Consider the following 24,821-nt stretch of genomic DNA (forward strand, 5'->3'; position numbering starts at 1 on the left):
AGGAGCGTGCGCAGACGGCTGCGGATCGTGCTGGCCGTCGCGGTGGCCCTCCTCGTCGTGACGGGTGCCGTCGTGGCGGTGCTGTGGTGGCGCGCCGCGGACCGCACCGACCTGGAGCGGGCGCTCGCGCTGGGGCCGGCGGGTGCCGAGCGGGTGTCGTGGACCGCATGGGAGCAGGTACGCCGCGAGCTCGGCGCCGACGTCGACGACGGGTCCTCGGCCGAGGAGCTGGAGACCTTCCTCGGCGAGGGGTACGACGCCGACCTGACCTCGACGTCGGCGCTCGTGGAGTCGGCGGCGGTGCTGCACGAGGAGTTCGGCTGGTCGCCGGCGAGCGTCGCGTGGGAGCTCTTCGTGCAGTCCGGGGACGGCGCGGCGGTGGTCGTCGGGCTGCCCGAGTCGCTCGACACCGACGAGCTGGGCGACCGGCTGGCCGACCTCGGGTACACCCGTCCCGAGTCCGAGACCGGCGTGTGGGTGGGCGGCGGCGAGGTGCTCGCGACCGCGGCCGCCGGCCGCCCCGTGAGCCCCGTGCTGCAGCACGTCGCGCTGGACGCCGAGGAGCACGTGCTGACCGCCGGCGACGACGCGGCGTACGTCGAGTCCGTGGTCGCGGACCGCGGGGGCGACGAGGACTTCGAGGAGGTCGCCGACGCCGTCGGGGAGCCGCTGACCGCCGCCCTCTACCGCGGCAGCCACGCGTGCGCCGAGCTCGCGATGAGCCAGTCCGACACCGACGCCCAGGCGGAGGCCGAGCAGCTGGTCACCGCCGCCGGCGAGGTGGGCCCCTACACCGCGTTCGCGATGGGCGTGCAGCCCGACCTCGACGTCCTGGTCGCGCTGTCCTTCGAGACCGAGGACCAGGCCGAGGTGAACGCCGACAGCCGCGCCGTGCTCGCCAGCGGCGCCGCCCCGGGCCAGGGCGGCACCTTCCCGGACCGGTTCGAGCTCGGCGAGGTCACCGCCGACGGCACCGTCGTCCGGATGCCGCTCGCCCCGGTCGAGGGCGCCTCGGTCCTCTCCGACCTCAGCACCGGCCCGGTCCTCTTCGCCACCTGCTGACCTGTGGAGAACCTCGCCGAGTCGGCGCACATGTGCGCCGACTCGGCGATCTTCTCCACAGGCCGGGTCAGCGGAACCGGCGCAGGCGCAGGCTGTTGGTGACCACGAAGACCGACGACAGCGCCATCGCGGCGCCGGCGAGCATCGGGTTGAGCAGCCCGGCGGCGGCGAGCGGCAGCGCCGCGACGTTGTAGCCGAACGCCCAGAACAGGTTGCCCTTGATCACCGCGAGGGTCCGCCGGGCGAGGCGTACGGCGTCGGCGGCGAGCAGCAGGTCGCCGCGCACCAGCGTCAGGTCGCTCGCCTCGATCGCGACGTCGGTGCCGGTGCCCATCGCGATCCCGAGGTCGGCCTGCGCGAGCGCGGCGGCGTCGTTGACCCCGTCGCCGACCATGGCGACGACCCGGCCCTCGTCCTGGAGCCGGCGTACGACGGCCACCTTGTCCGCCGGCAGCACCTCGGCCACCACGTCGTCGATGCCGACCTCCGCGGCGACCGCGCGGGCGGCGCGCTCGTGGTCGCCGGTGAGCAGCACCGGGCGCAGGCCCAGCCCGCGCAGCCGGGCGACCGCCTCCGCCGACGTCGCGCGCGGCCGGTCGGAGACCACCAGCACGCCGCGCGCCGCGCCGTCCCAGCCGACGACGACCGGGGTCGCGCCCCGCGCCTGGGCGGCGTCGACCGCCGCCGCGAGCCGCTCGCCCAGCGCCAGGCCGCGCTCCGCGAGCAGCGCCGGCCGGCCGGCGACGACCGTGCGGCCGTCGACGGTGCCGCGGACGCCGAGGCCGGGCTCGTTGGCGAAGTCGGTCACCACCGGGCCACCGGGACCGCCGTGGCCCGCGGCGACCGCCCGGGCGATCGGGTGCTCCGAGCGCGACTCCAGCGCGCCGGCCACCCGGCGTACGTCGTCCTCGGTGGCGCCGTCGGCGACCACCTCGCCCAGCGTCATCACGCCGGTCGTCACCGTGCCGGTCTTGTCGAGCACGACCGTGTCCACCCGCCGGGTCGACTCCAGGATCTCGGGACCGCGGATCAGGATGCCGAGCTGCGCGCCGCGGCCGGTGCCGACCAGCAGCGCGGTCGGCGTCGCCAGCCCCAGCGCGCACGGGCACGCCACGATCAGCACCGAGACGGCGGCGGCGAACGCCGCGGACGCAGGGACGCCGGCGCCCAGCCAGAAGCCGAGCGTGCCGACGGCGAGCGCCACGACGATCGGGACGAAGACGCCGGAGACCCGGTCGGCGAGCCGCTGCACCTCCGCCTTGCCGCTCTGCGCCTCCTCGACCAGCCGCGCCATCTGCGCGAGCCGGGTGTCGGCGCCGACCCGCGTGGCGCGCACGACCAGCCGGCCGCCGGCGTTCACGGTCGCTCCGGTGACCGCGTCGCCGGGCCCGACCTCGACCGGCACCGGCTCGCCGGTGAGCATCGAGGCGTCGACGGCCGACGTCCCGGTCTCGACGACGCCGTCGGTGGCCACCTTCTCCCCCGGCCGGACGACGAACAGGTCGCCGACCGCGAGGTCGTCGGCGGGGACCCGCACCTCGGCCCCGTCGCGCAGCACCGCGACGTCCTTGGCGCCGAGCGAGAGCAGCGACCGCAGCGCGTCGCCGGCGCGCCGCTTGGACCGCTTCTCGAACCAGCGGCCCGCCAGCAGGAACGTCGTGACGCCGGTGGCGGCCTCGAGGTAGATGTTGCCGAGCCCGTCGCTGCGCTCCACGGTCAGCCGGAACGGGTGGGTCATCCCGGCGTCGCCGGCCGACCCCCAGAACAGCGCGACCACCGACCACCCGAAGGCCGCCAGCACGCCGAGCGAGACCAGCGTGTCCATGGTCGTGGTGCCGTGGCGGGCGTTGGTCAGCGCGGCCCGGTGGAAGGGCCATGCCCCCCACACGGCCACCGGCGCGGCGAGGGTCAGCGACAGCCACTGCCAGTGCTCGACCTGCAGCGCGGGGACCATCGCCATCGCGACGACCGGCACGGTCAGCAGCGCCGAGACGACCAGCCGCTGCCGCAGCGCGCGGGTCTCGGCGTCCGCCGGGTCCTCGGCGTCGTCCTCGCCGGACTCCGCCGGCGCGGCCGGCAGCGCCGCGCCGTACCCAGCGGCCGCGACGGTCGCGACCAGGTCATCGGCGGTGACCGTCTCGGGGAAGCTCACCCGCGCCTTCTCGGTGGCGTAGTTGACCGAGGCCACGACGCCGTCGAGCTTGTTCAGCTTGCGCTCGATGCGGTTCGCGCACGACGCGCAGGTCATGCCGGTGATGGCGAGCTCGACGTCAGTGGTCATGACCGGCCCCACCCTCGTCGTGCCCACCGTCGTGGCCGTGCCCCTCGCCCACGTGCACGGTGAACGTCGCGGTGTGCACCTCGCCGCCGTGGCGGAAGTCGAGGAAGAGCCGGTACGCGCCGGGGTCGGGGAACGCGGTGTGGAACGAGATCGCCGGCCCGGGGGCGCCGTCCTCGGGGTGCACGTGCAGGTAGCCGAGGTCGCCGGCGCGGATCGCGACCAGGTGTCCGTAGGCGCCGAGGTAGGGCTGGAGGTCGGTGACCGGCTCGCCGTCGCGGCTCACGGTGAGCGACAGCTCGGTCTCCGCGCCGGCGACCAGCGATCCGCCGAGGGTCACGTCGTACCCGTCGACGGAGTCGGCGAGCCGCTGCTCACCGACCTCGACCGGCCGCTGCCGGCCGCTGACCAGCAGGTCGGTGCCGAGCACGACCGGGTCGCCGTCGGCTGGGTCGAGGTCGGCGACCACGCGCCACGCGCCCGGGGTCAGGTCGACGTCGACGGTCCACTCGCCGGTGGCCCGGTCCAGCACCGGGTGGACGTGCTGGAACCCCGTCAGGTCGCGTCGTACGACGACCAGGTGCAGCTCCTTCTCGTGCTGCACGTCGTACGCCGTGACCGCGGCGCCGTCGGGTCCGGTCACCGTGAGCGCCAGCGTCCGCCGACCCGGCGCGAGCCGGTCGTCGGCCAGCGCCAGCGTGTAGCCGGCCGCGCTCGTGCTGAGCCCGGCGACGGCTGCGGCCGGGGCCTCCGGCGTGTCGTGCCCCGCCGACCCGTGCCCCTCGGCGGCGTGCTCCGCCGGCTCGGCGTCGACAGGGCCGACCGCGCGGCCGATCCCCACCGAGGCGGCCAACACCACGGCGAGGGCGGCGACGAACGCGGCGACGCGCCACGGCGTACCGAGGTCGCTCATGCCAGGGCGTACCCGGCCTCCTCGACCGCCGCGGCCACCGCCGCCGGGTCGAGGGGGCCGTCGCTGGTGACGACGACCCGGCCGGTCTCGTGGGAGGCCTCGACGCTCTGCACGCCGGCGATCTCGCCGATCTCCTCGCGCACGGACGCCTCGCAGTGGCCGCAGGTCATGCCGGTGACGGTGTAGGTGCTCTGCTCGCTCATGGGTGCTCTCCTCGGGTCGGGGGCCGACGTGGTCAGGACCGGACCAGGCGGGCGATCGCCTCGACGGCCTCGGTCACCTTGGCGCGGCCCTCGGCCTCGCTGGCGCGGGCGGCGTCCACCACGCAGTGGTTCATGTGCTCCTCCAGCAGGCCCAGCGAGACGGCCTCGAGCGCCTTCGTCATCGCGGCGACCTGGGTGAGGATGTCGATGCAGTACTTCTCCTCCTCGACCATCCGCTGCAGGCCGCGCGCCTGGCCCTCGATCCGCCGCAGCCGCTTGAGGTAGTCGTCCTTGCGGTGGATGTAGCCGTGCTGGTGGGTCTCGCTCATGAACCCACCCTACCCCCCTACCGTATCTGCCTCAAGGCCCGAAAAAGCCCCGCCGAGGCGGGGCTGACCGGACTGCGGCGCGCGGGAGGCGGAGGATCAGTCCTCGACCTCGTGCTCGATGCCGAGGATCTCGTCGATCTGACCGTCCGAGAGGTGCTCCTCGGCCTCGCTCGCGGCGATGATCAGGTTGGTCGTCAGCTCGACCTCGCCCAACAGGTCGGAGTCCTCGAGGGTGACGTCGAACTGGTCGTGCACCCGTGCCTCCTTCATGCGACCACACCCTTCCGACTCGACTGCCGGGAACCTTCCCTGCCCAGCCTACGGCGAAACCGCACCGGGGCGATGTGACCCGTTCGGGTGGCGTGGCGATGACCCGGACAGAGCACGAGGCCCCACCCCGTACGGGGTGGGGCCTCGCGATGGCAGTGGTCAGACAGGTGCCGACCGGTGCCGGTCGTCTCAGACGGCGCGGACGTTCTCAGCCTGGGGACCCTTGGGACCCTGGGTGACGTCGAACTCGACCTTCTGGTTCTCGTCCAGGGACTTGTAGCCCTGGGTCTGGATCGCCGAGTAGTGAACGAAGACGTCGTCGCCGCCGTCCTCCTGGGCGATGAAGCCGAAGCCCTTCTCAGCGTTGAACCACTTCACGGTGCCTTGAGCCATGTGCTCGATACTCCTTATCGGAACGAGAGGCCATCACATCGACGGCCCCACACCAGATGCGGTGACACGTCGCTCCGACTCGTGATTGGTAGCACCACAAAGCAGAAACGCCGTTGGATCACAAACTCCGCGGGCGTCAGACCAGCTGGAACTTGCACCTGTTGCGGGACCAACTGTACCAAGGTCTGGCCCTACGCCAAGACCTCGCGACCTCCTTTGTGGACCGAGCGCGTGAAGAGTGCGTGTCAGACGCGCGTCCGTGCAGCAAACCCGCAGGTCAGCGGCGTGCGAGCCGGTCACGGCCGGCGTACGGAGGTTTCTGATCCGCGGGGTCGCGGAGGGGCCCGCGCGGCCGCCGCCGGCCGATTTCTGCCAATTTCTGTCGATTCCGGCCGAACCCGGACGCGTCCGTGGCCCTGCGTGCCACCATGCGCCGGTGACGAGGTCGTACGACGTGGTGGTGGTCGGCTCGGGGTTCGGGGGCAGCGTGAGCGCCCTGCGCCTGACCGAGAAGGGCTACCGCGTGGGCGTGCTCGAGGCCGGCCGGCGGTGGAGCGACGAGGAGTTCCTCCACCAGACCTCGCGCGACACGCTCTGGGCGCCGCGGCTGGGCATGTTCGGGCCGATGCGGCTCAGCATGCTCGGCGAGATCTCGCTGTTCAGCGCGTGCGGGGTGGGCGGCGGCTCGCTGATCTACGGCAACACGCTCTACGAGCCCCACGACGCGTTCTACGCCGACCCGCGGTGGTCGCACATCACCGACTGGCGCAGCGAGCTCGCGCCGTACTACGACCAGGCGAGGCGGATGCTCGGCGTGGCCCGCAACCCCCGCACCTGGCCGGCCGACGACGTCCTCCACGAGATCGCCGAGGAGCTCGGCGTCGAGGAGACGTTCCACCCGACCGACGTCGGGGTGCACTTCGACGAGGACTCACCGGAGCGCGAGACGCCCGACCCGTACTTCGGCGGCGCCGGCCCGGCCCGCCACGGCTGCCGCCACTGCGCCCGCTGCACCAGCGGCTGCCCCTACAACGCCAAGAACACGCTGCCGAAGAACTACCTCCACCTCGCCGAGCAGGCCGGGGCCACCGTTCACGAGCTCACCGAGGTCACCGGCGTCCGGCCGCGCCCCGGGGGCGGCTACACGATCACCACCCGCCGTCCCGGGCGGCTGCGCCGGCCCGCGGAGACCGTCGAGGCCGACCAGGTGATCTTCGCGGCCGCAGCGCTCGGCACCCAGAAGCTGCTGCACCGGCTGCGGCAGGACGGCTCCCTGCCGGGGATCTCCCCCCGGGTCGGCGAGCTTGCCCGCTCCAACTCCGAGGCGATCGTGGTGGCGACGGCGCGCGAGCCGCGCGACTTCGCCCGCGGCGTCGCGATCACCTCCTCCATCCACCCCGAGCCGTTCACGCACGTCGAGATGGTGCACGCCAGCGAGAGCCAGGACGCGATGGCGGTGATGAACATGCCGCTCGTCGACGGCGGCCGCGGGCGACTCCCCCGGTTCGTCTGGCAGTCGCTGCGCCACCCGCGGGCCTTCCGGCGGGTACGCCGCAGGGACCTGTCCGCGCAGCGCACCGTGTCGCTGCTCGTCATGCAGTCGCTCGACAACTCGCTGACGTCGTACCTGCGCCGCGGCAAGCTCCGCACCCGGCACGGCAGCGGCCCGCGCAACCCCTCCTGGATCCCGATGGCCCACGACATCGTGCGGCGCTACGCCGAGAAGATCGACGGCGACCCGGTCACCCTGGCCTCCGACATCGTCGGTAGGCCGGCCACCGCCCACTACATCGGCGGCGCCGTCATCAGCGACTCCCCCGAGACCGGCGTCGTCGACCCCTACCACCGGCTGCACGGGTACGACGGGCTGCACGTCATCGACGGCTCCACGATCGGCGCCAACCTCGGGGTGAACCCCGCGCTCACCATCACCGCGATGTCCGAGCGCGCGCTCGCCCTGTGGCCCAACAAGGGCGAGGCCGACCCGCGACCTTCCCGCGGCGCGGCGTACCGCCCGGTCGCACCCGTCCCGCCCCGCCGTCCCACCGTCCCCGACGACGCCCCCGGCGCGCTGCGGTTGCCCCTGCACGTGGTCTGACGCCGTTCTGGTCAGCGGGCATGATGGGACGACCGAGGAGGCGGACGCCGTCCGGGTTGGAGGCGCCCCATGGCGAGCGACGCACCGGTCTCCAGACGGGCCCGCCGACGAGGTCGAGGACGGTTCGTCCTCGCCGACCTCGGGCGGCTGCTCGCCACCTGGCTGGTCTCCACCGGCATCCTGTGGGTGACCGCCGGGCTGCTCCCCGACCTCGAGGCCTCCTCGCTGGGGAGCCTGGCCGGGGTCTCGGCGGTCAGCGGCGTCGTCGGCTTCGTGGTGCGGCCGCTCCTGGTGGAGGTCAGCGTCCGCCTCGGCTGGCTGACGGTGCTCCCCCTGGCCTTCGGCGGCCAGGGAGTCGTGATGCACCTCGCGATGCTCGTCGTCCCGGGGATCACCGCGACCTGGACGGCCGCCTTCGTGGCGAGCTGGCTCTGCGCCGCCGGCGGGACGATCGCGGCCTACCTCCTCACCGCCGGCACCGACGAGTCGCTCACCACCGCGCTCGCCCGTCGTGGCCGGCCCGTCCGGCCCCCCGACCCGGAGGTCGACGGCCTGCTCGTCGTCCAGCTCGACGGGGTGCCGTTCCCGGTGCTGCGCTGGGCCGTGCAGGCCGGCGGGGTGCCGACGATCCGCCGGTGGGTGACCTCCGGCGCCTACCACCTCCGCGAGTGGACCCCGCAGCTTCCCTGCACCACCCCGGCCAGCCAGCTCGGCCTGCTGCACGGCACCGTGGCCGGGATCCCGGGCTTCCGGTGGTACGACCGCGAGCTCGGCCGGGTCCTGGTCGCCAACCACCCCGCGGACGCGCGCCTCATCGAGGAGCGGGCGAGCAACGGCCGGGGCCTGCTCTGCGAGGACGGGGTGTCGATCTCGAACCTCTTCTCCGGAGACGCCGAGAACGCGCTCCTGACGATGAGCCGGGCGAGCGTCCGTCTCGGCTCGCCCCAGACGAGGAGGGCGCTGGCCTGGTTCATGCTCACCCCCACGGGCTTCACCCGCAGCCTCACCCGCACGGTCGGCGAGGTGGCGAAGGAGCGCTGGCAGGCCCACGCCCAGGCGCGGTACGAGGTGGTGCCGCGCGTGCGCAGGAGCTGGACCTTCGCGCTGCTCCGGGCCGTGACCAACGTCCTGCTGCGCGACCTCAACACCGCGCTGATCGCCGAGGAGATGCAGCGCGGGCGCAAGGTGATCTACGTCGACTACGTCGACTACGACGAGGTCGCGCACCACGCCGGGCTCTTCCGGCACGAGTCCCTGGCCGTCCTCGAGGGCCTGGACCGGGTGCTGGCCCAGCTGGAGCTGCTCACCGAGCACGCGGCCCGGCGTTACCGCCTGGTCGTCGTCTCCGACCACGGCCAGTCCCAGGGTCAGCCGTTCGCCGACCGCTACGGCCTGGAGCTCTCCGCCCTCTGCACCGAGCTGATGGGCGAGGGCGTGCACAGCTACGAGGAGACCGACGAGGGCTGGAGCAGGGCCCACGCGCTGGTCCAGGACATCGGGGAGGAGGGGGTCGCGGGGCGGCTCACGGCTCCGGCCCGCCGCCGGATCGACCGGGAGCGGGAGAGCGACGGCCGGGGCGGCCATGCTCCCGGCCACGCCGTCGTCCTCGGCTCGGGCAACCTGGGGCTCTTCTACGTGCCGGGCGAGACCCGCCAGAGCCTCCACACGCTGACGGCCCGCTGGCCGCGACTGCTTCCCGGGCTGTGCGAGCACCCGGGCGTGGGGTTCGTCGCCGGGATAGACGAGCACGGGGTCCCCTGGGCCTACGGGGACGGGGGCCGGGTCGACCTGGCCTCGGGCGCGGTCATCGGCACCGACCCCCTGGGCCGGTTCGGCGAGCACGCCAGGCGGCTGCTGCTCCGTGCGGTGCTGGACCCGAAGGCGCCCGACCTCTACGTCAACAGCTCCCTGGACGAGCCGACCCTCGACATCGCGGCCTTCGAGGAGCTGGTCGGGGCGCACGGCGGCCTGGGCGGGTGGCAGGACAGCGCGGTCCTCCTGGCGCCGCAGGACCTCGCCGGCTCCGTGCCGGAGCGCGTGGAGGGCGCCGACCAGCTCCACCAGGTGCTGCTGGGGTTCCTCCGGCAGTCCGGCCAGCGTCTCGAGTCGGGGGCGTCCGAGTCAGGCGTCCCGGTCACCTTCGGGTGACCAGGTCTCCCCGTGCCCCAGCCTGATCACCCGGCAGCCCGGCGCCCCGGCCGAGACCTCCGCCTCGAAGGCAGCGAGGGGTCGCTCGAACCAGTCGCCGAAGGTCGCCATCAGGGGCGGGTGCAAGGTGCCCCAGTGCACCGGCAGGGCGTAGCGCGCCCCGGTCACGGCACACGCCCGCGCCGCCTCCGCCGGTCCCATGTGGTTGGCCGACAGCCGGGGGCCCCACCCACCGATCGGGACGATCGCCACGTCCAGCCGCTCAGTCCCGGCCAGCGCAGGCAGCTCGGCCATCCGCTCGTACCAGGCGGTGTCCCCGGCCACCCACAGCGTGGTCCCGGCTGAGCGCACCAGGTGCCCATGGGCCTCGTTGGGACGGTGCGGCATCGGGCGGCCGTGGTGGACGGCGGGCACCAGGCGCACCTGCACGGCGCCCACGTTGGTCCACTCCTCCGCCCCCTGGCCGAGCAGGCCCTGCCGGCGCACCCAGGCCGCGTTGCGGCTCCCGGTCAGGACGGGCACCCCCGGAAGCATCCGCAGGGACCGGAGCTCGGCATGGTCGAGGTGCAGGTGGGAGAGGAGCACCGCGTCGGGATCGGCCCACTGCGGAGGTCTCGGCCGCACCCCCCTGCGGCGCAGCACGTTGTTGTGGGTCCGCAGCAGGGGGTCGGTCAGCAGCCGGGATCCCGCGAGGTCGATCACCACCGTCGAGTGGCCCAGCCACGTGAGCTCCAGCCGGCCGTCGGACGCGCGCACCTCATCGAGCGTAGCCCTCCGGTCGCGCCCCGGTGCATCACCCGAGCGCTCTCCGGAGGTCGTTCGGACCCAGTGGGTGCTGTGGTCCACCCACCTCTGAGAGGATCGCCAGCACGATCATGAGGTGGTCCGGTTGGTTCGTCGGATTGAGTCCCCATGTCCCGGGCCCCTAGCTCAATTGGCAGAGCTGAGGACTTTTAATCCTTAGGTTGTGGGTTCGAGTCCCACGGGGCCCACCGAGAAACCATCTGATCTGCGGAAACGCGATCTGGACGCTCAGCCGGCAACCGCTACTCACCACTTGTTCGGCGCCGTCTTCGTTGCCGAGCCGCATCACGCTGGCGGCCCTCGTCGGGCCTGTCGCCGGTCGAGGTAGCCGCCGGTCGTGTTGACGTCGACGTGGCCGAGCTGGTTGGCAATCTCTGCGAGCGGCGCGCCGTCGGCGTCCATCCACGTAGCCACGGTGCGTCGGAACGTGTGCGAGCCGGCCCAGGTGGGTCGAGCGTCAGCCAGCGTCCGCCGGATCGCACGCAGGACGTTGCCGACTTCCCGGGGCTGACCCAGCTTGGTGTCGAAGCGGGTCGTGCCGAGGCCAAGCCGTCGGTCCCGTAGGTCTCCGCACGTCGCGCCAGCCGCTCCGCCAGCTCGTCCGGGAGGGCAAGCACGCGGTCGGCCGCCACGGTCTTGGTGCCGCGAACGCGGACGGTCCGGGCGTCGAGGTCGACGTCGTTCCAGGCGACACCCTCAAGCGCGCCGACGGCCACCGGTCTGCTTGACGCCGCTGGTGAGGCCGTAGCGCTGGTTGGCCCGAGCGGGCGAAAGCCCCGGCACAATCCGTCGGCGGCAACGGTCCGGCTACGGGACCAGGGCCCGAGTCACGGTGTCGCGGAGAGCGGCTTTGCGCCGCTGGTGGTCGGCGTCGGGGTCGTCCGCCGAGGCGGTCACGGTGACGCTGACCGGCGACCACGTGCCGGCCAGGGCGATGACGAGGGCGTAGACGTCCTCGGGACGCAGGTCGGCGACGACGTGCCCGGCCTGCTGCGCCCGCTCGATGTCCTCGAACTTGGAGGCGGTCAGCCCCCCGGCGAGCAGGGCACCGACCGGGACCCGCTCCAGCCGGTTCCAGACCGCGAGCCGGACCAGCTCGACGTCGCTGAGGTAGGAGTCGTACAGCGCGACCGCGTAGCCCGGCAGGTCCTTGGCGTCGAACGGGACCGCGTCGACGATCTTGTCGAGGTGGTGGGCGAAGACCGTGTCGAACAGGCCGTCCTTCGAGCCGTACCAGCTGTACATCTGGGCCTTGTTCACTCCGGCCGCGGTAGCGATCCGGTCGACCCGGGCGCCGGCGATGCCGTGGGCGGCGAACTCCTCCGTCGCCGCGCGCAGCAGCCGATCCCTGCTCAGTTTTCCGTCTCGCATGCCGCCACTATACAACTAACCAACTAGTCGGTATGTTTCCCGGCATGACACGTATTCAGACCCCCTTTACCGACACCACCACTGCCCTCGAGGTCGTCCAGGACGTCGACCTCACCGGACGCCGCGCGATCGTGACGGGAGGCGCGTCCGGCATCGGCCTCGAGACCGCCCGCGCACTCGCCCACGCCGGCGCCCAAGTCACCCTCGCCGTCCGCAACGTTGCGGCGGGCCGGCGCGCCGCCGAGGACATCGCGCGCACCAGCGGGCGCGACGACGTCGCCGTGACCCACCTCGACCTCGCCGACCTGACCACGATCGACGCCTTCACCGCCGCCTGGGAAGGTCCGCTGGCGATCCTCGTCAACAACGCCGGCGTCATGGACACCCCGCACGGGACCACCGCCCAGGGTTGGGAGACCCAGTTCGGCACCAACCACCTCGGGCACTTCGCCCTGGCCACCGGGCTGCACGCCGCGCTCACGGCCGCCGGCGACGCCCGCGTCGTGTCGCTGTCATCGATGAGTCACGCCGTCTCCCCCGTGGTGTTCGACGACCTCTTCTTCGAGCGCCGCGCCTACGACCCCGGTCTGGCCTACGGCCAGTCCAAGACGGCCACCTCCCTGTTCGCCGTCGAGGCCAGCCGCCGCTGGGCCGGCGACGGCATCACCGCCAACGCCCTGATGCCGGGCGGCGTGTGGACCCCGTTACAGCGACACTGGGACGCCGAGCAGCGCGCCGCCGCCGAGCAGGAGGTCAGCCAGGGCGAGGCCGCCGGGGCGTTCCACATGAAGACCCCTGAGCAGGGCGCCGCCACGTCGGTCCTGCTAGCCGCATCCCCCCTGGTCGCCGGGATCGGGGGCCGCTACTTCGAGGACTGCAACGAGGCCGAGGTCGTCGACGAGCTCCACGGCATCCACGGCGTGCTGCCGCACGCCCTCGACCCCGACGACGCCCGCCGGCTGTGGGACGTCTCGGTCGAGCTGGTCGATGCGGCTCGCGCCGCCTGAGGCGGCGAGGACCGCTCGGCCGGCTACCGCGACCGGTTGCGGGCGGCCATGATCGCGGCGAGGAACGCCGCCCGGACCCCGGTGGATCTGCAACTCGCGCAGCGTTGTGGCCGAGCTGACCAAATGTGGATGACCAGCTCGCTCACGGTCGCGCGTCAGCCCGGGTTGGACACCCGCCTTCGATCATCGACTTCAGGAAGATGTAGGCCGGTCCCGAGCCTGCGGCTCTCGGCTGAGGGCAGCGTAGTAGTCCTGCTCGTGCTCGGCCGGTGGGATCTGGCCGATGCTGGAGTGCAGGCGGCGGTGGTTCCACCAATCGACCCAGCCGGCGGTGGCGTACTCGACGTCGAGGAGGGTCTTCAACGGACCGTGGTGGAAGACGTCGGTGGCGATTGCCTCGGTCTTGTACAGGCCGATGATCGACTCCATTGAGCCCGTGGTCGTAGGCATCGCCCACGGCCCGATCGAGGGCGCGATGCCTTCGAGTGCGAGGTGCTCGGTATACCGCAGCGACGTACTGACTGCCCGCATCGCTGTGACACACCAGGGTTCCGGGCCCGATCGGGTGACCGTGGCGGTCCCGGTCCCACATTGCGATCCGCAACGGTGTCAGGACCAGGCTGGTGCGCTTGTCGGTGGCGACGTGCCATCCCACGATGCGTTGGGCGGAGACGTCGACGACGAACGCGACGTAGACGAACCCGGCCCAGGTGCGGACGTAGGTGAAGTCAGCGACCCACCGTGGGCACGAACGGCGTGCGGCGCGGCAAGAAGCTCCGCACCACCATCCCGGGTCGCCACGGGCACCGCCCCGGCGACCTGCTCGATCGGGACTTCACAGCCGCTGCGCCCAACACCCAGGTCACCCATCGACCTGTCGACGGGGCAGTGGGCGACCTCGAGTCTCTGTCGACGCAAGTGCGCGGTCATCTTCCGCCGCCCGTAGAGCTCATACTTCCCCGACGCCGCGAGAAGGGCGTCGATGACCACAGGGTCGGTCACGGTCCTGGCCGAGACCGACCGGTTGCTCTGTCGCCACGACCGGTAGGTCGCGCCGCGACATCGCAGCCGTGTGCGGTGAGCACCCTGCAGGTCGACTCGACGGCGTGGCCATCGCCGCGCATGTCCTCGATAGACGACATGATCAGCGATTGCGGGGGTCGAGCTCCCCAGCGAAGTACATCGAGGCCTTCCGCAAGTCTCGTTGTCCTCACGCAGCCGACGGTTCTCCGCCTTCAGTCGCTTGATCTCGGCGCTTTCCTCGCTCGTCACGCCGGGCCGGGCGTCGATGTCGGCCTGAACGGCCCACCGACGCACCGTCTCCTTACCCAACCCGTGCTGCTCGGCCACGACTTGGGCGACCGCGGTCAGCGAGCCGCAGTCACCGCGGTGCTCAGCGACCATCCGAACTGCCCCACCGTCACAGCGGGATCCACCTTCCTAGGCATGTGCTCATCCTCCTTGACTCACAAGGAAGCGGCATCAGACCCGTGACAGCTCAGACCGCCACCTGATCGCCTTGCCGGAAGATCTGCGCGAGCGTCGGCCGGGTAGGCGTTCACGGTGTGCATGGCGGCGTTCACGCCAGTTGGCGGAATGAGGGTTCGCTGCGAGGGATCGCTACCGTGGCCAGGAGAGCGCCAACGGCGGCTGTCGCTCCGACGATGTTCAGCACGGTGAGTCCCGCCGGGCCAATGAGGGCGCTCGCGGCGTACATGCCGAAGAAGGCGCTACCGAGGGCACTGCCGAAGTTTCGTGCCAGTGCGTTGACGCCGCTGGCCGCGGCAGCTTGGTCAGCCGGTGAGGTGTCGAGGATGAGTGCAGGCATGGCCGAGTAGGCCACTCCGATCCCGGCGGAGACGACGACGTTGCTCAGGACGATCTGCCAGATCTCCACGCTCGGGATGAACTCCAGGACGAAGCCGGCCGCGACAGTCAGGCATGCGACAAGGAGGGCGAAGCGAGCGCCGTGGCGGGAGATGAGCCGAGTCGCCAGGGGGGCGGCAGCGGCGACGGCCGCTCCTCCCGGCAGCATCAGCAGCCCGGCCTCGACGACCGTGCGGCCGAAGCCGTTCGGCGCTGACGTCGGCAACTGGAAGAGGGTGTTCGCGGAGAGGAAGCTGAGGAAGAACGCGCCTCCGAGAGCGAGTGCCGCCACGTTGGTGAGCAGGGTGGGTCTCAGCACGGCGAGCCGGACGTCGACGATCGGGTGCGCCGTGCGCAACTCCAGCACGCAGAACGCCGGTAGCAGCAGGACTGCCGCGACAAGGAGCCCTAAGGTCGCCGGGGAGCCCCATCCCCAGGTAGCGCCCTGGCTCATGGGGATCAAAGTGGCGACGAGGGCGACAGCCAGGAGCACGCCGCCTGTCCAGTCGACCTCCCTCTCCCGGGTCTCGGGCCGGACGTCGGGAACGAGACAGACTGTCGCTACCAGGACGAGCACGCCGGTGACGGCCGACGTGCCGAAGACGCCCGCGAGTCCCCATCGACCGGCGATCAGGCCAGCGAGAGGGAGGCCGACGGCTCCGCCGATCCCGAGCATGGCGCTGACCAGGGCGATGCCGGCTGCCCGTCGAGTCCCCGGCAGGATCTGGGCCATCACCCCGATTCCCAAGGGGATCGACGCGGTGGACAAGCCCTGGATGGCTCGTCCGACGAGGAGGAGGGACAGGTCGGAGGTCGCCGCGCAGATCAGCGAGCCGAGAACGAACGCGCCGATCGCCAAGACCAGCATCCGCTTGCGTCCGTACTGGTCGCCGAGGCGGCCCAGGAGCGGATTCGCCACCGCCCCCACGACCACGGTGACGGTGACCAGCCAGCTGGCGGTCGACGCCGAGACCCCCAGCTCGCGTGGCAGGCCGGGCAGCACCGGCACGACGAGGGCCTGAGTGAGGGAGGTGATGAACGCGGCGCTGGCGACGGTGAACGCCATCAGGCGCAGGCGGCCCGGGCTGGTCATCACCGATGAGGTCGGGGCCTTCTCGTGCTGGATCCTGGTCATGGTGCGAGCCGTTTCTGTGCGGCGTGGCGGAGAGCCCCGCCCCGTGCGCCTCGGGGAGCGCGCAGGGGACGGGGCCCGACCGACCGGCGGTGGTCAGAGGTTGACGACGACGGTCTTGGTCTCGGTGAAGGCGTCGATGACGTCGGTACCGTGCTCGCGCCCGATTCCGGACTGCTTGAACCCGCCGAACGGGAGGATGCCGGAGCTCATCTGGGCAGTGCTGTTGATGAACACGGAGCCGGCCTCGAGACGCGCCGCGACGGTGTGGGCCTGGGAGAGGTCCCTGGTCCACACGTACGACGCGAGTCCGTAGATGCTGTCGTTGCTCATCCGGACGACCTCGTCGACGCCGTTGAACGGGATGAGGACCGCGACCGGGCCGAAGACCTCCTCCTGGGCGATGCGCGCGTCGTTGGTGACGTTCTCGACCAGCGTCGGGGCCACGAAGAGGCCGCCGTCCGGGTCCTCGACGCCGCCGGTGGTGATCGTGGCGCCTGCGTCCCGAGCGACGTCGAAGTAGGAGACGACGCGGTCGTAGTGCGCCCGCGACGCCAGCGGCCCGATCACGGTGTCCGGGTGGAAGGGGTCGCCGGTGACGTAGGTCGCCATCTCCTCGGCGAGCAGGGCCGAGAACTCCTCGCGCACCGGCTCCTCCACGAAGATGCGGGTGCCGGCGACACAGCTCTGGCCGGACCCGTTGAGGAAGTCACCCGCGGCGGCCTTCGCCGCGGCCGGCAGGTCTGCGTCGGCGAAGACGATCGTCGGCGACTTCCCGCCGAGCTCGAGCGTGAGCCGCTTGACGTTGACCGCCGATGCCGCCAGCAGGTGCTTGCCCACGGCGGTCGACCCGGTGAAGCTCACCTTGTTCACGTCCGGGTGCTGGATGAGGGCCTCACCCGCGACGCCACCTTCGCCCGTGATGATGTTGAAGACGCCGCGGGGGAGGTCGGTCTGCGCGAGGAGCTCGGCGAAGCGCAGGGCGCTCAGGGAGGTCTGCTGTGCCGGCTTGGCCACGACGGTGTTGCCCGTGGCCAGCGCGGGGGCGACCTTCCACGACATCTGCAGGAACGGGCCGTTCCACGGGGTGATGGCCACCGTGACGCCGAGCGGCTGGCGGACGACGTAGTTGAACTGGCCCGGCGCCGAGGGCGCGGTCTGGCCGTAGATCTTGGTGGGCCAGCCGGCGTAGTGGCGGTAGGTCTCGATGGCGTTCCCGACCATCCACCGGGTCAGAGCGAAGGGGCCGCCCATGTCGAGGCTGTCCAGCGTGGCGAGCTCGTCGGCGTTGGCCTCGATGACGTCCGCGATCTGCGAGAGGTACAGCCCCCGCTGGTAGGGGGTGATGGCGGACCACTCGTCGCTCTCGAAGGCGCGGCGGGCCGCCGCGACGGCGAGGTCGACGTCCGCGGCGTCGGCCGAGGCGATGGACGTGATGACCTGCTCGGTCATCGGGTCAATCGTGGTGAGGGTCTGGCCCGAGCCGGCGGGACGCCACTCGCCGCCGATGAAGAGCTGCTTGGGCGCGCCGTCGAGGAACCGGGGGCGAGGACGCGAGGCCGGGTCGAGGGAGAGGTGGTGGGACATGAGGTGCCTCCGAAACAAACTAGTTGGTTGGTTATCTCGAAGGTACGCCAGTCTTCGCAAGAACGCAACCAACTAGTTGGTCCGTGAATTTGAGCAGCCACGTTGCCGGGGCCTGGAGCCCGACACCAACCTGGGGCCGGCGTCGCGGCGGACCCCGATCGGCGTGGGTGGAGCCCCGAAGTTCGGCATGACCGGGCGACGCGGCATGGTGAGGCGGACCCTGGACGCGGCATCAGCGAGCTCCGACGTGATGGCCGTCGACGCATGGCTGTCGCCACGGAGAGTTGCTCCGCGACCGGGGTAGTAGCGACGGCTACCTACAACGCCTTCCTACGCCGCATGACGTGCCTGTCAGCGCGGGTGACCTGGCGCTCATGTCGAGCCGACGCCGGCGGTAGATTCACTCACCACTTATTCACGACTTATTCGGCAGATTCGGGCTGATCCGCCCTGATTCCAAGTGAGTGACCACTAGGACAGAAGGGCCTCTGGCCTGCACAAACAGGGTTTTGGATGACCTTCGGTGATAGGCCCGGCGGCTCTCCTCAGGTTGTGGGTTCGAGTCCCACGGGCCCACCGACCCGGACGCACCAGGTCACCGCCCGCCGCGACCCTCGTCGGCGCGGTCGCGGCGGAGCATCTCGCCGATCAGGTCGATCACCCCGTCCACGCCGGCGGCGTCCCGGTCGTCGGAGTCGGGCGCGTCCAGCCGGTCGCGGGCGATCTCGTGGGGCAGCCGGACGCCGGCCTCCAGCACGTACACGGTGTCGTCGAGGGTGAAGTCGATGTCGACCACGAAGGCGGAGTGGAACTCCCCGTCCGCGTCGAGGACCACGACCTCCTCGCCGGGCTCGAGGCCGCGGGTCAGCCGGGTGCCGGTGTGGTGGACCGGGAACGTGCGTGTGGGACCGACGACCAGACGCGTCGGCAACGCCACCTCGATCAGCTCCACACTCACCCCCCGATGAGATAGATCGCCCTCATCCTCCCCCATCGGCCAAGCCAGGAGAACCCCTGACGCCGCGCGGACCAGCCCTCGGTCACGCGCACCCCCGATGTGACTCCCGACGCAGGGGCGACGCATCCTGTCCCCACCGCCGACGACCCCCGACGAAAGGGACGACCGTGACCGCCCGCCGTGTGCTGCCCACCGAGGAAGCCGTGGACCTGGTCCGCCTGGTCCGCCAGATCGCGGCGGACGAGCTGGCCCCGCGAGCCGCGGCTGCGGAGGCGGCCGAGGAGTTCCCCCGCGACGTCTTCCGCACCCTGGGCCGCGCCGGCCTGCTCGGGCTGCCCTACCCCGAGGAGCTCGGCGGCGGCGGCCTGTCGTACGAGGTCTACCTCCAGGTGCTCGAGGAGATCGCCGCGGTCTGGGCGAGCGTGGGCGTGGGCGTCTCCGTGCACGCGCTGTCCTGCTTCGGGCTCGCGACCCGCGGCACCGCGGAGCAGCAGCAGCGCTGGCTGCCCGACATGCTCGGCGGCGAGCTGCTCGGCGCGTACTGCCTCTCCGAGGCGCACGCCGGCTCCGACCCGGCGGCGATGACCACGTCGGCCACCCTGACGGGCGACGAGTACGTCCTGCGCGGCGCCAAGGCCTGGACGACGCACGGCGGCCACGCCGACTTCTACAAGGTGATGGCCCGTACGTCGGGCGCGCCCGGCGACCGCGGCGGCATCTCCTGCTTCCTCGTGCCCGCCGACTCCGCGGGCCTGTCCGCGGACCCGCCGGAGCGCAAGATGGGGCTCACCGGCTCCGCGACCGCGACGGTCCGGTTCGACGACGTCCGGGTCCCCGTGGAGCGCCGGCTCGGCGCGGAGGGCGACGGGCTGCGGATCGCCCTCGCCGGCCTCGACTCCGGCCGGCTCGGCATCGCCGCCGTGGCGGTGGGGCTCGCCCAGGGCGCCCTCGACGCCGCGGTCGCCTACGCGCAGGAGCGCACGACGTTCGGCCGCCGGATCATCGACCACCAGGGACTGGCGTTCCTGCTGGCCGACATGGAGGTGGCCGTCGCGTCCGCCCGGGCGACCACGCTGCACGCCGCCCGGCTCAAGGACGCCGGCCTGCCGTTCTCCCGCGAGGCCTCGGTCGCCAAGCTGCTCGCGACCGACCACGCGATGAAGGTGACGACCGACGCCGTCCAGGTCCTCGGCGGGTACGGCTACACCCGCGACTTCCCCGTCGAGCGCTACATGCGCGAGGCGAAGGTGATGCAGATCTTCGAGGGCACCAACCAGATCCAGCGCCTGGTGATCTCCCGCGGCCTCGACACCACCGACCACGGCGCGGTCGTCAGGACGCCGGGTCGATCCTGAGCGCCAGCACCGTCGTGTCGTCGTCCCGGGCGCCCGGGACGGCGTGCAGCATCCCGTCGATCCACGCGCCCGCGCCGTCCTCGCCCGGGCCGGACCCGGCGAGCTCGACCAGCTGGGCCAGTGAGGTGCCGAGGTGGACGCCGCGGCGCTCCACCAGCCCGTCGGTGTAGACCAGCAGGGTGTCGCCGGGGGCGAGGACCATCTCGCTCTGCTCGGCCCGCTGCACGCCGAGGCCGAGCACCGGCCGGGTGGCCACCTCGAGCTCCCGCGAGACGCCGTCGTGGACCAGCAGCGGGGGCGGGTGCCCGGCCGCGGCCAGCACCATCCGGCCGGTCGCGGGCTCGACGGTGCCGACGAGCGCGGTCGCGATCACCTGCTCGAACAGGCCGTCCATGAACCGGTCCGTGCGGTCGAGCGCGGCGGCGGGCGAGGCGTCCGCGAACAGGTGGGCGCGTACCGCGGCGCGCAGCTGGATCATCGTCGTCGCGGCCGCGACGCCGTGGCCCGCGACGTCGCCCACCACGAAGGCCATCCGCCCGCCGGGCAGCAGGAACGCGTCCCACCAGTCGCCGCCCAGCTGGAACGTCGACGCCGGCTGGTAGCGCGCCGCGACCTCGAGGCCGGCGAGGTCGGGAGCGGCGAGCGGGATCACGCTGCGCTGCAGCGCCTCGGCCATGTCGACCTGCTCGCGCGAGCTCGCGTAGAGCAGGCTCGCGAGGTGGCTGGCGAGCGCGACCGCGTGCTCCGGGTGCCACGCCGCCCACCGGTCGCTGTAGCCGCGGACCTCCTGCTGCCACTTCTCGAAGGACTTGCGCGGGCTGAGCCGCACCTCGGGCCCCTCGGAGCGGGCGATCTGCTTGTTGGTGGGATCGCCGCCCCAGTCGACGACCGTCGGGAGCTCGGGGCGCACCCAGCACAGCCAGCGGTCGGGCGCCGAGCCCAGCACCAGCGCGCCGGCCGCGACGTCCGCCACGTCGGCGAGGTCCGGGTCCAGCTCGGCGAGGTGGGCGCTGGACCCCGGCTGGCTGTCGGGTCCGCGCAGCAGCGTGGCGATCCGGCGCAGCGCGGGCTCCGGCGGCACGTCGCCGAGCGAGGTGATCACGCCGTCGAAGCAGAGCGCGACCCCGCCGGCACCCATCAGCTCGACCAGCGCGTCGTCGGCCACCAGGGAGTCGAGCGCACCGGAGCCCGCCGCGGAGGTGCGGGCCATCAGCTCGGCGAGCAGCGCCTCGGCGCGGCGTACGTCCTCGCGGTCGTCGGCGCGCTCCCGCTCGGCGACCAGCTGGGAGGACGCCTGCCCCAGGAACTCCGCGGCGGTCCGGACGTCGAGGCTGAGCAGGTGGGGGCCGGAGTAGTGGTGGCACGCGATCAGCCCCCACAGCTCGCCGTCGACCACCAGGGAGACCGACATCGAGGCGGTCACGCCCATGTTGCCGAGGTACTCGACGTGGATCGGCGAGACGCTGCGCAGGGTGGAGTGCGAGAGGTCGAGCGCGGCACCGGTCGCCGGGTCGAGCACCGGCACGATCGGGACGGGGACGTAGGAGAGGTCGGGGATCATCCGGATCCAGTTGACCGTGTAGAGCCGTCGCGCCTGGGCGGGGATGTCGGTCGCGGGGTAGTGCAGCCCCAGGAACGGGTTCAGGTCGGGACGGCGGTGCTCGGCGACCACCTCGCCGTTCCACTCCGGGTCGAAGCGGTAGACCATCACCCGGTCGAACCCGGTCATCGAGGCCACCTCGTCGGCGATGCCGGCCACCAGCTCGGCGACCGTCCCGGTGGCGGCGAGCCGACGCATCGCCCCACGGACCGCGCGGTACGCCGGCAGCGAGCCGTCGGCGCGCCCGGAGCGCTCGATCTCGACGACCAGGCGGTCACCCGAGCGGTGCACGACGGCGTCGACCACCCCCGTGAGGCCGGGCCCGTCGGCGTCGCCGTCGAGGACGAGCTCCACGGTGCTGGCCGCCGGAGCGGCGCCGGCCTGGCGGACGACGGCGGCGGCCTCGGCGCCCAGGACGTCCTCGAGGCGCGCACCGACCACCCTCGCCGGGGCCGTGCCGAGCTTCGTGCGGGCGTTGGCGGAGGCCATCTCGACCCGCTCCAGGTCGGTGCTGAGCGCCAGCAGGACGCCGTGCGGCTGGATCGCGCCCGGGACGTGGATGGGCTCCCGGTCGCAGGTCGTGAGGTCGACGGCCGCGTAGGCAGGCGTGTGCGCGGACACAGCCAGGTCGGTCACGGGCGCTCCGGGGGGTGCGGGGGGGTCGGCCACGATGCGTGGCGGTCCTCACGCATCATTCCATCAGGTCAGGGACGCTCGTCCCGGCGCTCCCCCGGCGGGCGCGCGCGCAGCCGGCGCCGCAGGCGCAGCTCCGCCAGGAGGAGCTCGACGTCACCGACGCCGAGCTCCTCCGGGGGCGCCTCGTGCGCCGTGGCTGCGTGCAGCGACACCGCGGTGCCGGTACGCGTGGCAGTCCCCATCAGTCCTCCCCCGACATCTGGCTGGCCCCGACCCTAGTGGCCCGAACCGGCGATCCGCTGCGGAAACCGTCGAGGATCGTCCAGATCACCACCGATCCCGCAGCCGGTCCAGACGTCCACCGCCGGATCGGCAGGGTCGGCGTCCGCGCGTCGGAGCATGCCGAGGCACCGGCCGAAGTGGAACGTGTTCTAGACTCCGCGGGTGACCGGCTACGTCCAGGACGACATCACCGACGAGGAGCTCGAGCGGCAGCGAGCCCTCTACGGCCCCTTCACCCAGGCCGTGCGCGAGCTCGTGGATGTCACGATCCGCACGCTCGTGGACGACGACGAGATCCGGCGCGCCCAGGCGGAGGTCGAGGCGATCACCGCGCGGCTGCGCGAGCACCAGCTCGACGGCTCGTACGGCGTCCGGTTCGGCAAGGCGGGCCGGGGCCGGCCGTGGGGCAACACCGTCGTCGGGCTCCGCAACCCCGCGGCGCCGCCGCTGGAGGTCGAGCACGACGAGTCCGGCCGCGCCTGGTCGGAGTTCCACCTCGGCGCGCCGTACGAGGGGCCCCCGGGACTCGTGCACGGCGGCGTCTCGGCGATGCTCCTCGACCAGATGCTGGGCGAGGCGGCCGGCGCGGGCGGGAAGCCCGGCATGACCGGCACCCTGACCCTGCGCTACCGCCAGGGCACCCCGCTCGGCGACCTGCGGGCGGAGGCCTGGATCGACCGCGCCGAGGGCGTCAAGACCTTCGCCAAGGGCCACATCATCGGCCCCGAGGGCGTCACGGTCGAGGCCGAGGGCGTGTTCATCCTGCCGCGGTGGGCGCGCGAGGCGATCGCCGCGCAGGACGCCGAGAAGCCGACCCCGTCGTACTTCGAGTAGCGCTCAGACGCGTTCGCCGGTGTGCGCCGGCGCGCCGCCCCGGTCGCCGCCGCTGACGCCGCGCTCGCCGGAGTCGGTGAGTCGCGACTCCTCGGCCGCCTGCGCCTCCAGCTCCTCGCGCCGCGACGTGTCCAGGACGTCGCGCGCCGCGTCGTACGCCCCCGGCTGGGAGACCAGGTCGGTCGCGCCGTGCTTGAGGCGGGCCAGGGCGCTGCGCGCGAAGATCTGCTGCTCGGTGGTGGTGCGCTCGGAGCGGCCGCGGCCGATGAACGAGACGGCCCAGCGGATCAGCGCGGTGATCCGGCTCTTGAAGCCGGTGATGTAGACCAGGTGCAGGGCCAGCCACATCAGCCAGGCGAGCACGCCGCTGAACCGCAGCTTGCCGATCATCGCCACGGCGCGGAACCGGCTGATGATCGCCATCGAGCCCTTGTCGAAGTAGTGGAACGGCTTCTGCGGCGCCTTGCCCTTGAGCCGGCCGTCGATCTCGCGGGCGGCGTACTTCGCGCCCTGGATCGCGACCTGGGCGACGCCGGGGAGGTTGTCGAGGGCGATCATGTCGCCGACGACGAACACCTCCGGGTGGCCGGGGAGCGTGAGGTCGGGGTTCACGCCGATCCGGCCGGCGCGGTCGAGGGGCGCGCCGGTCTGCTCGGCCAGCATCCGGCCCAGCGAGGAGGCCTGCACGCCGGCGGCCCAGATCTTGGTGACGGTGTCGATCCGCTCGGTGCGGCCGTCCTTGAACTTCATGTCGATGCCGCGCTCGTCGACGTCGGTCACCATCGCGCCGAGGACGACCTCGACCCCGAGCTTCTCGAGCTCCTTCTTCGACTTCTCGCCCAGCTTGCGGCCGAACGGCGGCAGCACCTGGGGCGCGGCGTCGACCAGCACCACCCGCGCGGAGCGGGTGTTGATCGCCCGGAAGTCGCGGCGCAGCGTGCGGTGGGAGAGCTCGGCGATCTGGCCGGCCATCTCCACGCCGGTCGGACCGGCGCCGACGACGACGAAGGTCAGCAGGTGGTCGACGTTGTCGCCGCGCTGGGCACCCAGCTCGGCCATCTCGAACGCGCCGAAGATCCGGCCGCGCAGCTCGAGGGCGTCGTCGATGCTCTTCATGCCGGGCGCGAACTCGGCGAAGTGGTCGTTGCCGAAGTACGACTGGCCCGCCCCCGCCGCGACGATCAGCGAGTCGTACGGCGTGACCGTCTCGCGGCCGAGGACCTGCGAGACGACGACCCGGCGCTCGAGGTCGATGTCGGTGACCTCACCGAGCAGCACCTGGGCGTTCCGCTGCTTGGCGAGGATCTCGCGGGTCGGCGGTGCGATCTCGCCCTCGGAGAGGATGCCGGTCGCGACCTGGTAGAGCAGCGGCTGGAAGAGGTGGTGGGTCGTCTTCGCGACCATCGTGATGTCGACGTCGGAGCGGCTCAGCGCCTTGGTCCCGAACAGCCCGCCGAAGCCGGAGCCGATCACCGCGACCCGGTGACGGTCCTGCGCGGCGCTGTTCTGGTCGGGCGTTGCCATGACGTGCCTTCCTGCGGCGGGGGTGTCTCCGGAGGGTCCATTCTCCCGGCAAGGACGGCCGGACCCCAAGCCGGTGCCCCGTCTGGTCGGTCACACACACCGGCCGGACCAGATACGTGCGGCACCCGCGTTTGCCCCCCGGGCCGCGGGGGTAGAGGGGCCGAGACCCGT

21 protein-coding genes, 1 tRNA gene and 1 pseudogene are annotated in these 24,821 nt (G+C 72.5%); 7 read left to right on the forward strand and 16 right to left on the reverse strand.

The window, feature by feature from the left end; genetic code table 11:
• Positions 1-6: 6 nt before the first annotated feature.
• Complete coding sequence (locus H4O22_RS18445; RefSeq protein ID WP_182524770.1) at positions 7-1,062, forward strand: hypothetical protein; 1,056 nt, start codon at positions 7-9, stop codon at positions 1,060-1,062.
• Positions 1,063-1,129: 67 nt separating this feature from the next.
• On the opposite strand, the gene H4O22_RS18450 is transcribed toward H4O22_RS18445, so the two are convergent.
• From H4O22_RS18450 to H4O22_RS18475, 6 genes are all read right to left on the reverse strand, one after another.
• Positions 1,130-3,343 carry a heavy metal translocating P-type ATPase gene (locus H4O22_RS18450; protein WP_182524771.1) on the reverse strand — a complete coding sequence of 738 codons (2,214 nt, stop codon included), beginning with the start codon at positions 3,341-3,343 and terminating at the stop codon, positions 1,130-1,132.
• Complete coding sequence (locus H4O22_RS18455; RefSeq protein WP_182524772.1) at positions 3,333-4,253, reverse strand: hypothetical protein; 921 nt, start codon at positions 4,251-4,253, stop codon at positions 3,333-3,335. The genes H4O22_RS18450 and H4O22_RS18455 overlap by 11 nt, the downstream gene beginning before the upstream one ends.
• Complete coding sequence (locus H4O22_RS18460; RefSeq protein WP_182524773.1) at positions 4,250-4,456, reverse strand: heavy-metal-associated domain-containing protein; 207 nt, start codon at positions 4,454-4,456, stop codon at positions 4,250-4,252. Before H4O22_RS18460 ends, H4O22_RS18455 begins: the two co-directional genes overlap by 4 nt.
• A gap of 32 nt (positions 4,457-4,488) precedes the next feature.
• On the reverse strand, positions 4,489-4,785 hold the full coding sequence (locus H4O22_RS18465) for a metal-sensitive transcriptional regulator (protein ID WP_182524774.1): 297 nt from the start codon (positions 4,783-4,785) through the stop codon (positions 4,489-4,491).
• Between the two features lie 96 nt (positions 4,786-4,881).
• Positions 4,882-5,055 (reverse strand): hypothetical protein, encoded by a 174-nt coding sequence (locus tag H4O22_RS18470; RefSeq protein WP_182527260.1) that lies wholly within the window; start codon positions 5,053-5,055, stop codon positions 4,882-4,884.
• Between the two features lie 189 nt (positions 5,056-5,244).
• Positions 5,245-5,448 carry a cold-shock protein gene (locus tag H4O22_RS18475; RefSeq protein WP_068108172.1) on the reverse strand — a complete coding sequence of 68 codons (204 nt, stop codon included), beginning with the start codon at positions 5,446-5,448 and terminating at the stop codon, positions 5,245-5,247.
• A gap of 436 nt (positions 5,449-5,884) precedes the next feature.
• Here H4O22_RS18475 and H4O22_RS18480 point away from each other — a divergent pair, with 436 nt between their 5' ends.
• Together H4O22_RS18480 and H4O22_RS18485 are read left to right on the forward strand one after the other, a co-directional pair.
• The gene (locus H4O22_RS18480; RefSeq protein WP_182524775.1) at positions 5,885-7,546 is read left to right on the forward strand and encodes an FAD-dependent oxidoreductase; all 1,662 of its coding nucleotides are present in this window, start codon (positions 5,885-5,887) and stop codon (positions 7,544-7,546) included.
• A 69-nt stretch (positions 7,547-7,615) separates the two neighbouring features.
• Positions 7,616-9,694: a phage holin family protein gene (locus tag H4O22_RS18485; protein ID WP_182524776.1), complete on the forward strand. Its 2,079-nt coding sequence runs from the start codon at positions 7,616-7,618 to the stop codon at positions 9,692-9,694.
• Here the strand turns inward: H4O22_RS18485 and H4O22_RS18490 are convergent.
• A complete protein-coding gene (locus tag H4O22_RS18490; protein WP_220451208.1) occupies positions 9,668-10,450 on the reverse strand; it encodes an MBL fold metallo-hydrolase in 783 nt (260 codons plus the stop codon). The two genes, H4O22_RS18485 and H4O22_RS18490, sit on opposite strands and share 27 nt — an antisense overlap.
• Positions 10,451-10,613: 163 nt before the next feature.
• Here H4O22_RS18490 and H4O22_RS18495 point away from each other — a divergent pair.
• A tRNA-Lys gene (locus tag H4O22_RS18495) sits at positions 10,614-10,686 on the forward strand.
• A gap of 97 nt (positions 10,687-10,783) precedes the next feature.
• Here the strand turns inward: H4O22_RS18495 and H4O22_RS20800 are convergent.
• Positions 10,784-11,185 (reverse strand): tyrosine-type recombinase/integrase, encoded by a 402-nt coding sequence (locus H4O22_RS20800; RefSeq protein WP_182527222.1) that lies wholly within the window; start codon positions 11,183-11,185, stop codon positions 10,784-10,786.
• Positions 11,186-11,305: 120 nt separating this feature from the next.
• Positions 11,306-11,869: a TetR/AcrR family transcriptional regulator gene (locus tag H4O22_RS18505; protein ID WP_182524777.1), complete on the reverse strand. Its 564-nt coding sequence runs from the start codon at positions 11,867-11,869 to the stop codon at positions 11,306-11,308.
• A 44-nt stretch (positions 11,870-11,913) separates the two neighbouring features.
• Between H4O22_RS18505 and H4O22_RS18510 the strand changes: the two genes are divergently transcribed.
• Positions 11,914-12,876: an SDR family NAD(P)-dependent oxidoreductase gene (locus H4O22_RS18510; protein WP_182524778.1), complete on the forward strand. Its 963-nt coding sequence runs from the start codon at positions 11,914-11,916 to the stop codon at positions 12,874-12,876.
• A gap of 192 nt (positions 12,877-13,068) precedes the next feature.
• Here H4O22_RS18510 and H4O22_RS20895 read toward each other — a convergent pair.
• The 4 genes and pseudogenes from H4O22_RS20895 to H4O22_RS18535 all read right to left on the reverse strand — a co-directional run bounded on the left by H4O22_RS20895 (position 13,069) and on the right by H4O22_RS18535 (position 18,419).
• Positions 13,069-14,324 (reverse strand): annotated as a pseudogene (locus tag H4O22_RS20895) (IS3 family transposase).
• A gap of 131 nt (positions 14,325-14,455) precedes the next feature.
• Positions 14,456-15,877, reverse strand: a complete 1,422-nt coding sequence (locus tag H4O22_RS18525; protein WP_182524780.1) for an MFS transporter — start codon at positions 15,875-15,877, stop codon at positions 14,456-14,458.
• Between the two features lie 93 nt (positions 15,878-15,970).
• Positions 15,971-17,461 carry an aldehyde dehydrogenase family protein gene (locus H4O22_RS18530; protein WP_182524781.1) on the reverse strand — a complete coding sequence of 497 codons (1,491 nt, stop codon included), beginning with the start codon at positions 17,459-17,461 and terminating at the stop codon, positions 15,971-15,973.
• Positions 17,462-18,056: 595 nt separating this feature from the next.
• Complete coding sequence (locus H4O22_RS18535; RefSeq protein WP_182524782.1) at positions 18,057-18,419, reverse strand: hypothetical protein; 363 nt, start codon at positions 18,417-18,419, stop codon at positions 18,057-18,059.
• Positions 18,420-18,586: 167 nt separating this feature from the next.
• Here H4O22_RS18535 and H4O22_RS18540 point away from each other — a divergent pair, with 167 nt between their 5' ends.
• Positions 18,587-19,774: an acyl-CoA dehydrogenase family protein gene (locus H4O22_RS18540; protein ID WP_182524783.1), complete on the forward strand. Its 1,188-nt coding sequence runs from the start codon at positions 18,587-18,589 to the stop codon at positions 19,772-19,774.
• Here the strand turns inward: H4O22_RS18540 and H4O22_RS18545 are convergent.
• Together H4O22_RS18545 and H4O22_RS18550 are read right to left on the reverse strand one after the other, a co-directional pair.
• The gene (locus H4O22_RS18545; protein WP_182524784.1) at positions 19,752-22,010 is read right to left on the reverse strand and encodes a SpoIIE family protein phosphatase; all 2,259 of its coding nucleotides are present in this window, start codon (positions 22,008-22,010) and stop codon (positions 19,752-19,754) included. The genes H4O22_RS18540 and H4O22_RS18545 overlap by 23 nt on opposite strands.
• Before the next feature lie 68 nt (positions 22,011-22,078).
• Positions 22,079-22,252: a hypothetical protein gene (locus tag H4O22_RS18550; protein ID WP_182524785.1), complete on the reverse strand. Its 174-nt coding sequence runs from the start codon at positions 22,250-22,252 to the stop codon at positions 22,079-22,081.
• A 202-nt stretch (positions 22,253-22,454) separates the two neighbouring features.
• Here H4O22_RS18550 and H4O22_RS18555 point away from each other — a divergent pair, with 202 nt between their 5' ends.
• Positions 22,455-23,126 carry a PaaI family thioesterase gene (locus H4O22_RS18555; protein WP_182524786.1) on the forward strand — a complete coding sequence of 224 codons (672 nt, stop codon included), beginning with the start codon at positions 22,455-22,457 and terminating at the stop codon, positions 23,124-23,126.
• A gap of 3 nt (positions 23,127-23,129) precedes the next feature.
• Here the strand turns inward: H4O22_RS18555 and H4O22_RS18560 are convergent, their stop codons facing one another.
• Complete coding sequence (locus tag H4O22_RS18560) at positions 23,130-24,650, reverse strand: NAD(P)/FAD-dependent oxidoreductase (RefSeq protein WP_182524787.1); 1,521 nt, start codon at positions 24,648-24,650, stop codon at positions 23,130-23,132.
• Positions 24,651-24,821: the final 171 nt, after the last annotated feature.

The sequence above is a fragment of the Nocardioides dongkuii genome (assembly GCF_014127485.1).
GTDB lineage: Bacteria > Actinomycetota > Actinomycetes > Propionibacteriales > Nocardioidaceae > Nocardioides > Nocardioides dongkuii.

Excerpts from the sequence above, each read along its gene's own strand:
- H4O22_RS18450 (WP_182524771.1), bottom strand. The coding sequence starts at position 3,343 with ATGACCACTGACGTCGAGCTCGCCATCACCGGCATGACCTGCGCGTCG.
- H4O22_RS18455 (WP_182524772.1), bottom strand. The coding sequence starts at position 4,253 with ATGAGCGACCTCGGTACGCCGTGGCGCGTCGCCGCGTTCGTCGCCGCC.
- H4O22_RS18460 (WP_182524773.1), bottom strand. The coding sequence starts at position 4,456 with ATGAGCGAGCAGAGCACCTACACCGTCACCGGCATGACCTGCGGCCAC.
- H4O22_RS18465 (WP_182524774.1), bottom strand. The coding sequence starts at position 4,785 with ATGAGCGAGACCCACCAGCACGGCTACATCCACCGCAAGGACGACTAC.
- H4O22_RS18470 (WP_182527260.1), bottom strand. The coding sequence starts at position 5,055 with ATGAAGGAGGCACGGGTGCACGACCAGTTCGACGTCACCCTCGAGGAC.
- H4O22_RS18475 (WP_068108172.1), bottom strand. The coding sequence starts at position 5,448 with ATGGCTCAAGGCACCGTGAAGTGGTTCAACGCTGAGAAGGGCTTCGGC.
- H4O22_RS18485 (WP_182524776.1), top strand. The coding sequence starts at position 7,616 with ATGGCGAGCGACGCACCGGTCTCCAGACGGGCCCGCCGACGAGGTCGA.
- H4O22_RS18505 (WP_182524777.1), bottom strand. The coding sequence starts at position 11,869 with ATGCGAGACGGAAAACTGAGCAGGGATCGGCTGCTGCGCGCGGCGACG.
- H4O22_RS18510 (WP_182524778.1), top strand. The coding sequence starts at position 11,914 with ATGACACGTATTCAGACCCCCTTTACCGACACCACCACTGCCCTCGAG.
- H4O22_RS18525 (WP_182524780.1), bottom strand. The coding sequence starts at position 15,877 with ATGACCAGGATCCAGCACGAGAAGGCCCCGACCTCATCGGTGATGACC.
- H4O22_RS18530 (WP_182524781.1), bottom strand. The coding sequence starts at position 17,461 with ATGTCCCACCACCTCTCCCTCGACCCGGCCTCGCGTCCTCGCCCCCGG.
- H4O22_RS18550 (WP_182524785.1), bottom strand. The coding sequence starts at position 22,252 with ATGGGGACTGCCACGCGTACCGGCACCGCGGTGTCGCTGCACGCAGCC.
- H4O22_RS18560 (WP_182524787.1), bottom strand. The coding sequence starts at position 24,650 with ATGGCAACGCCCGACCAGAACAGCGCCGCGCAGGACCGTCACCGGGTC.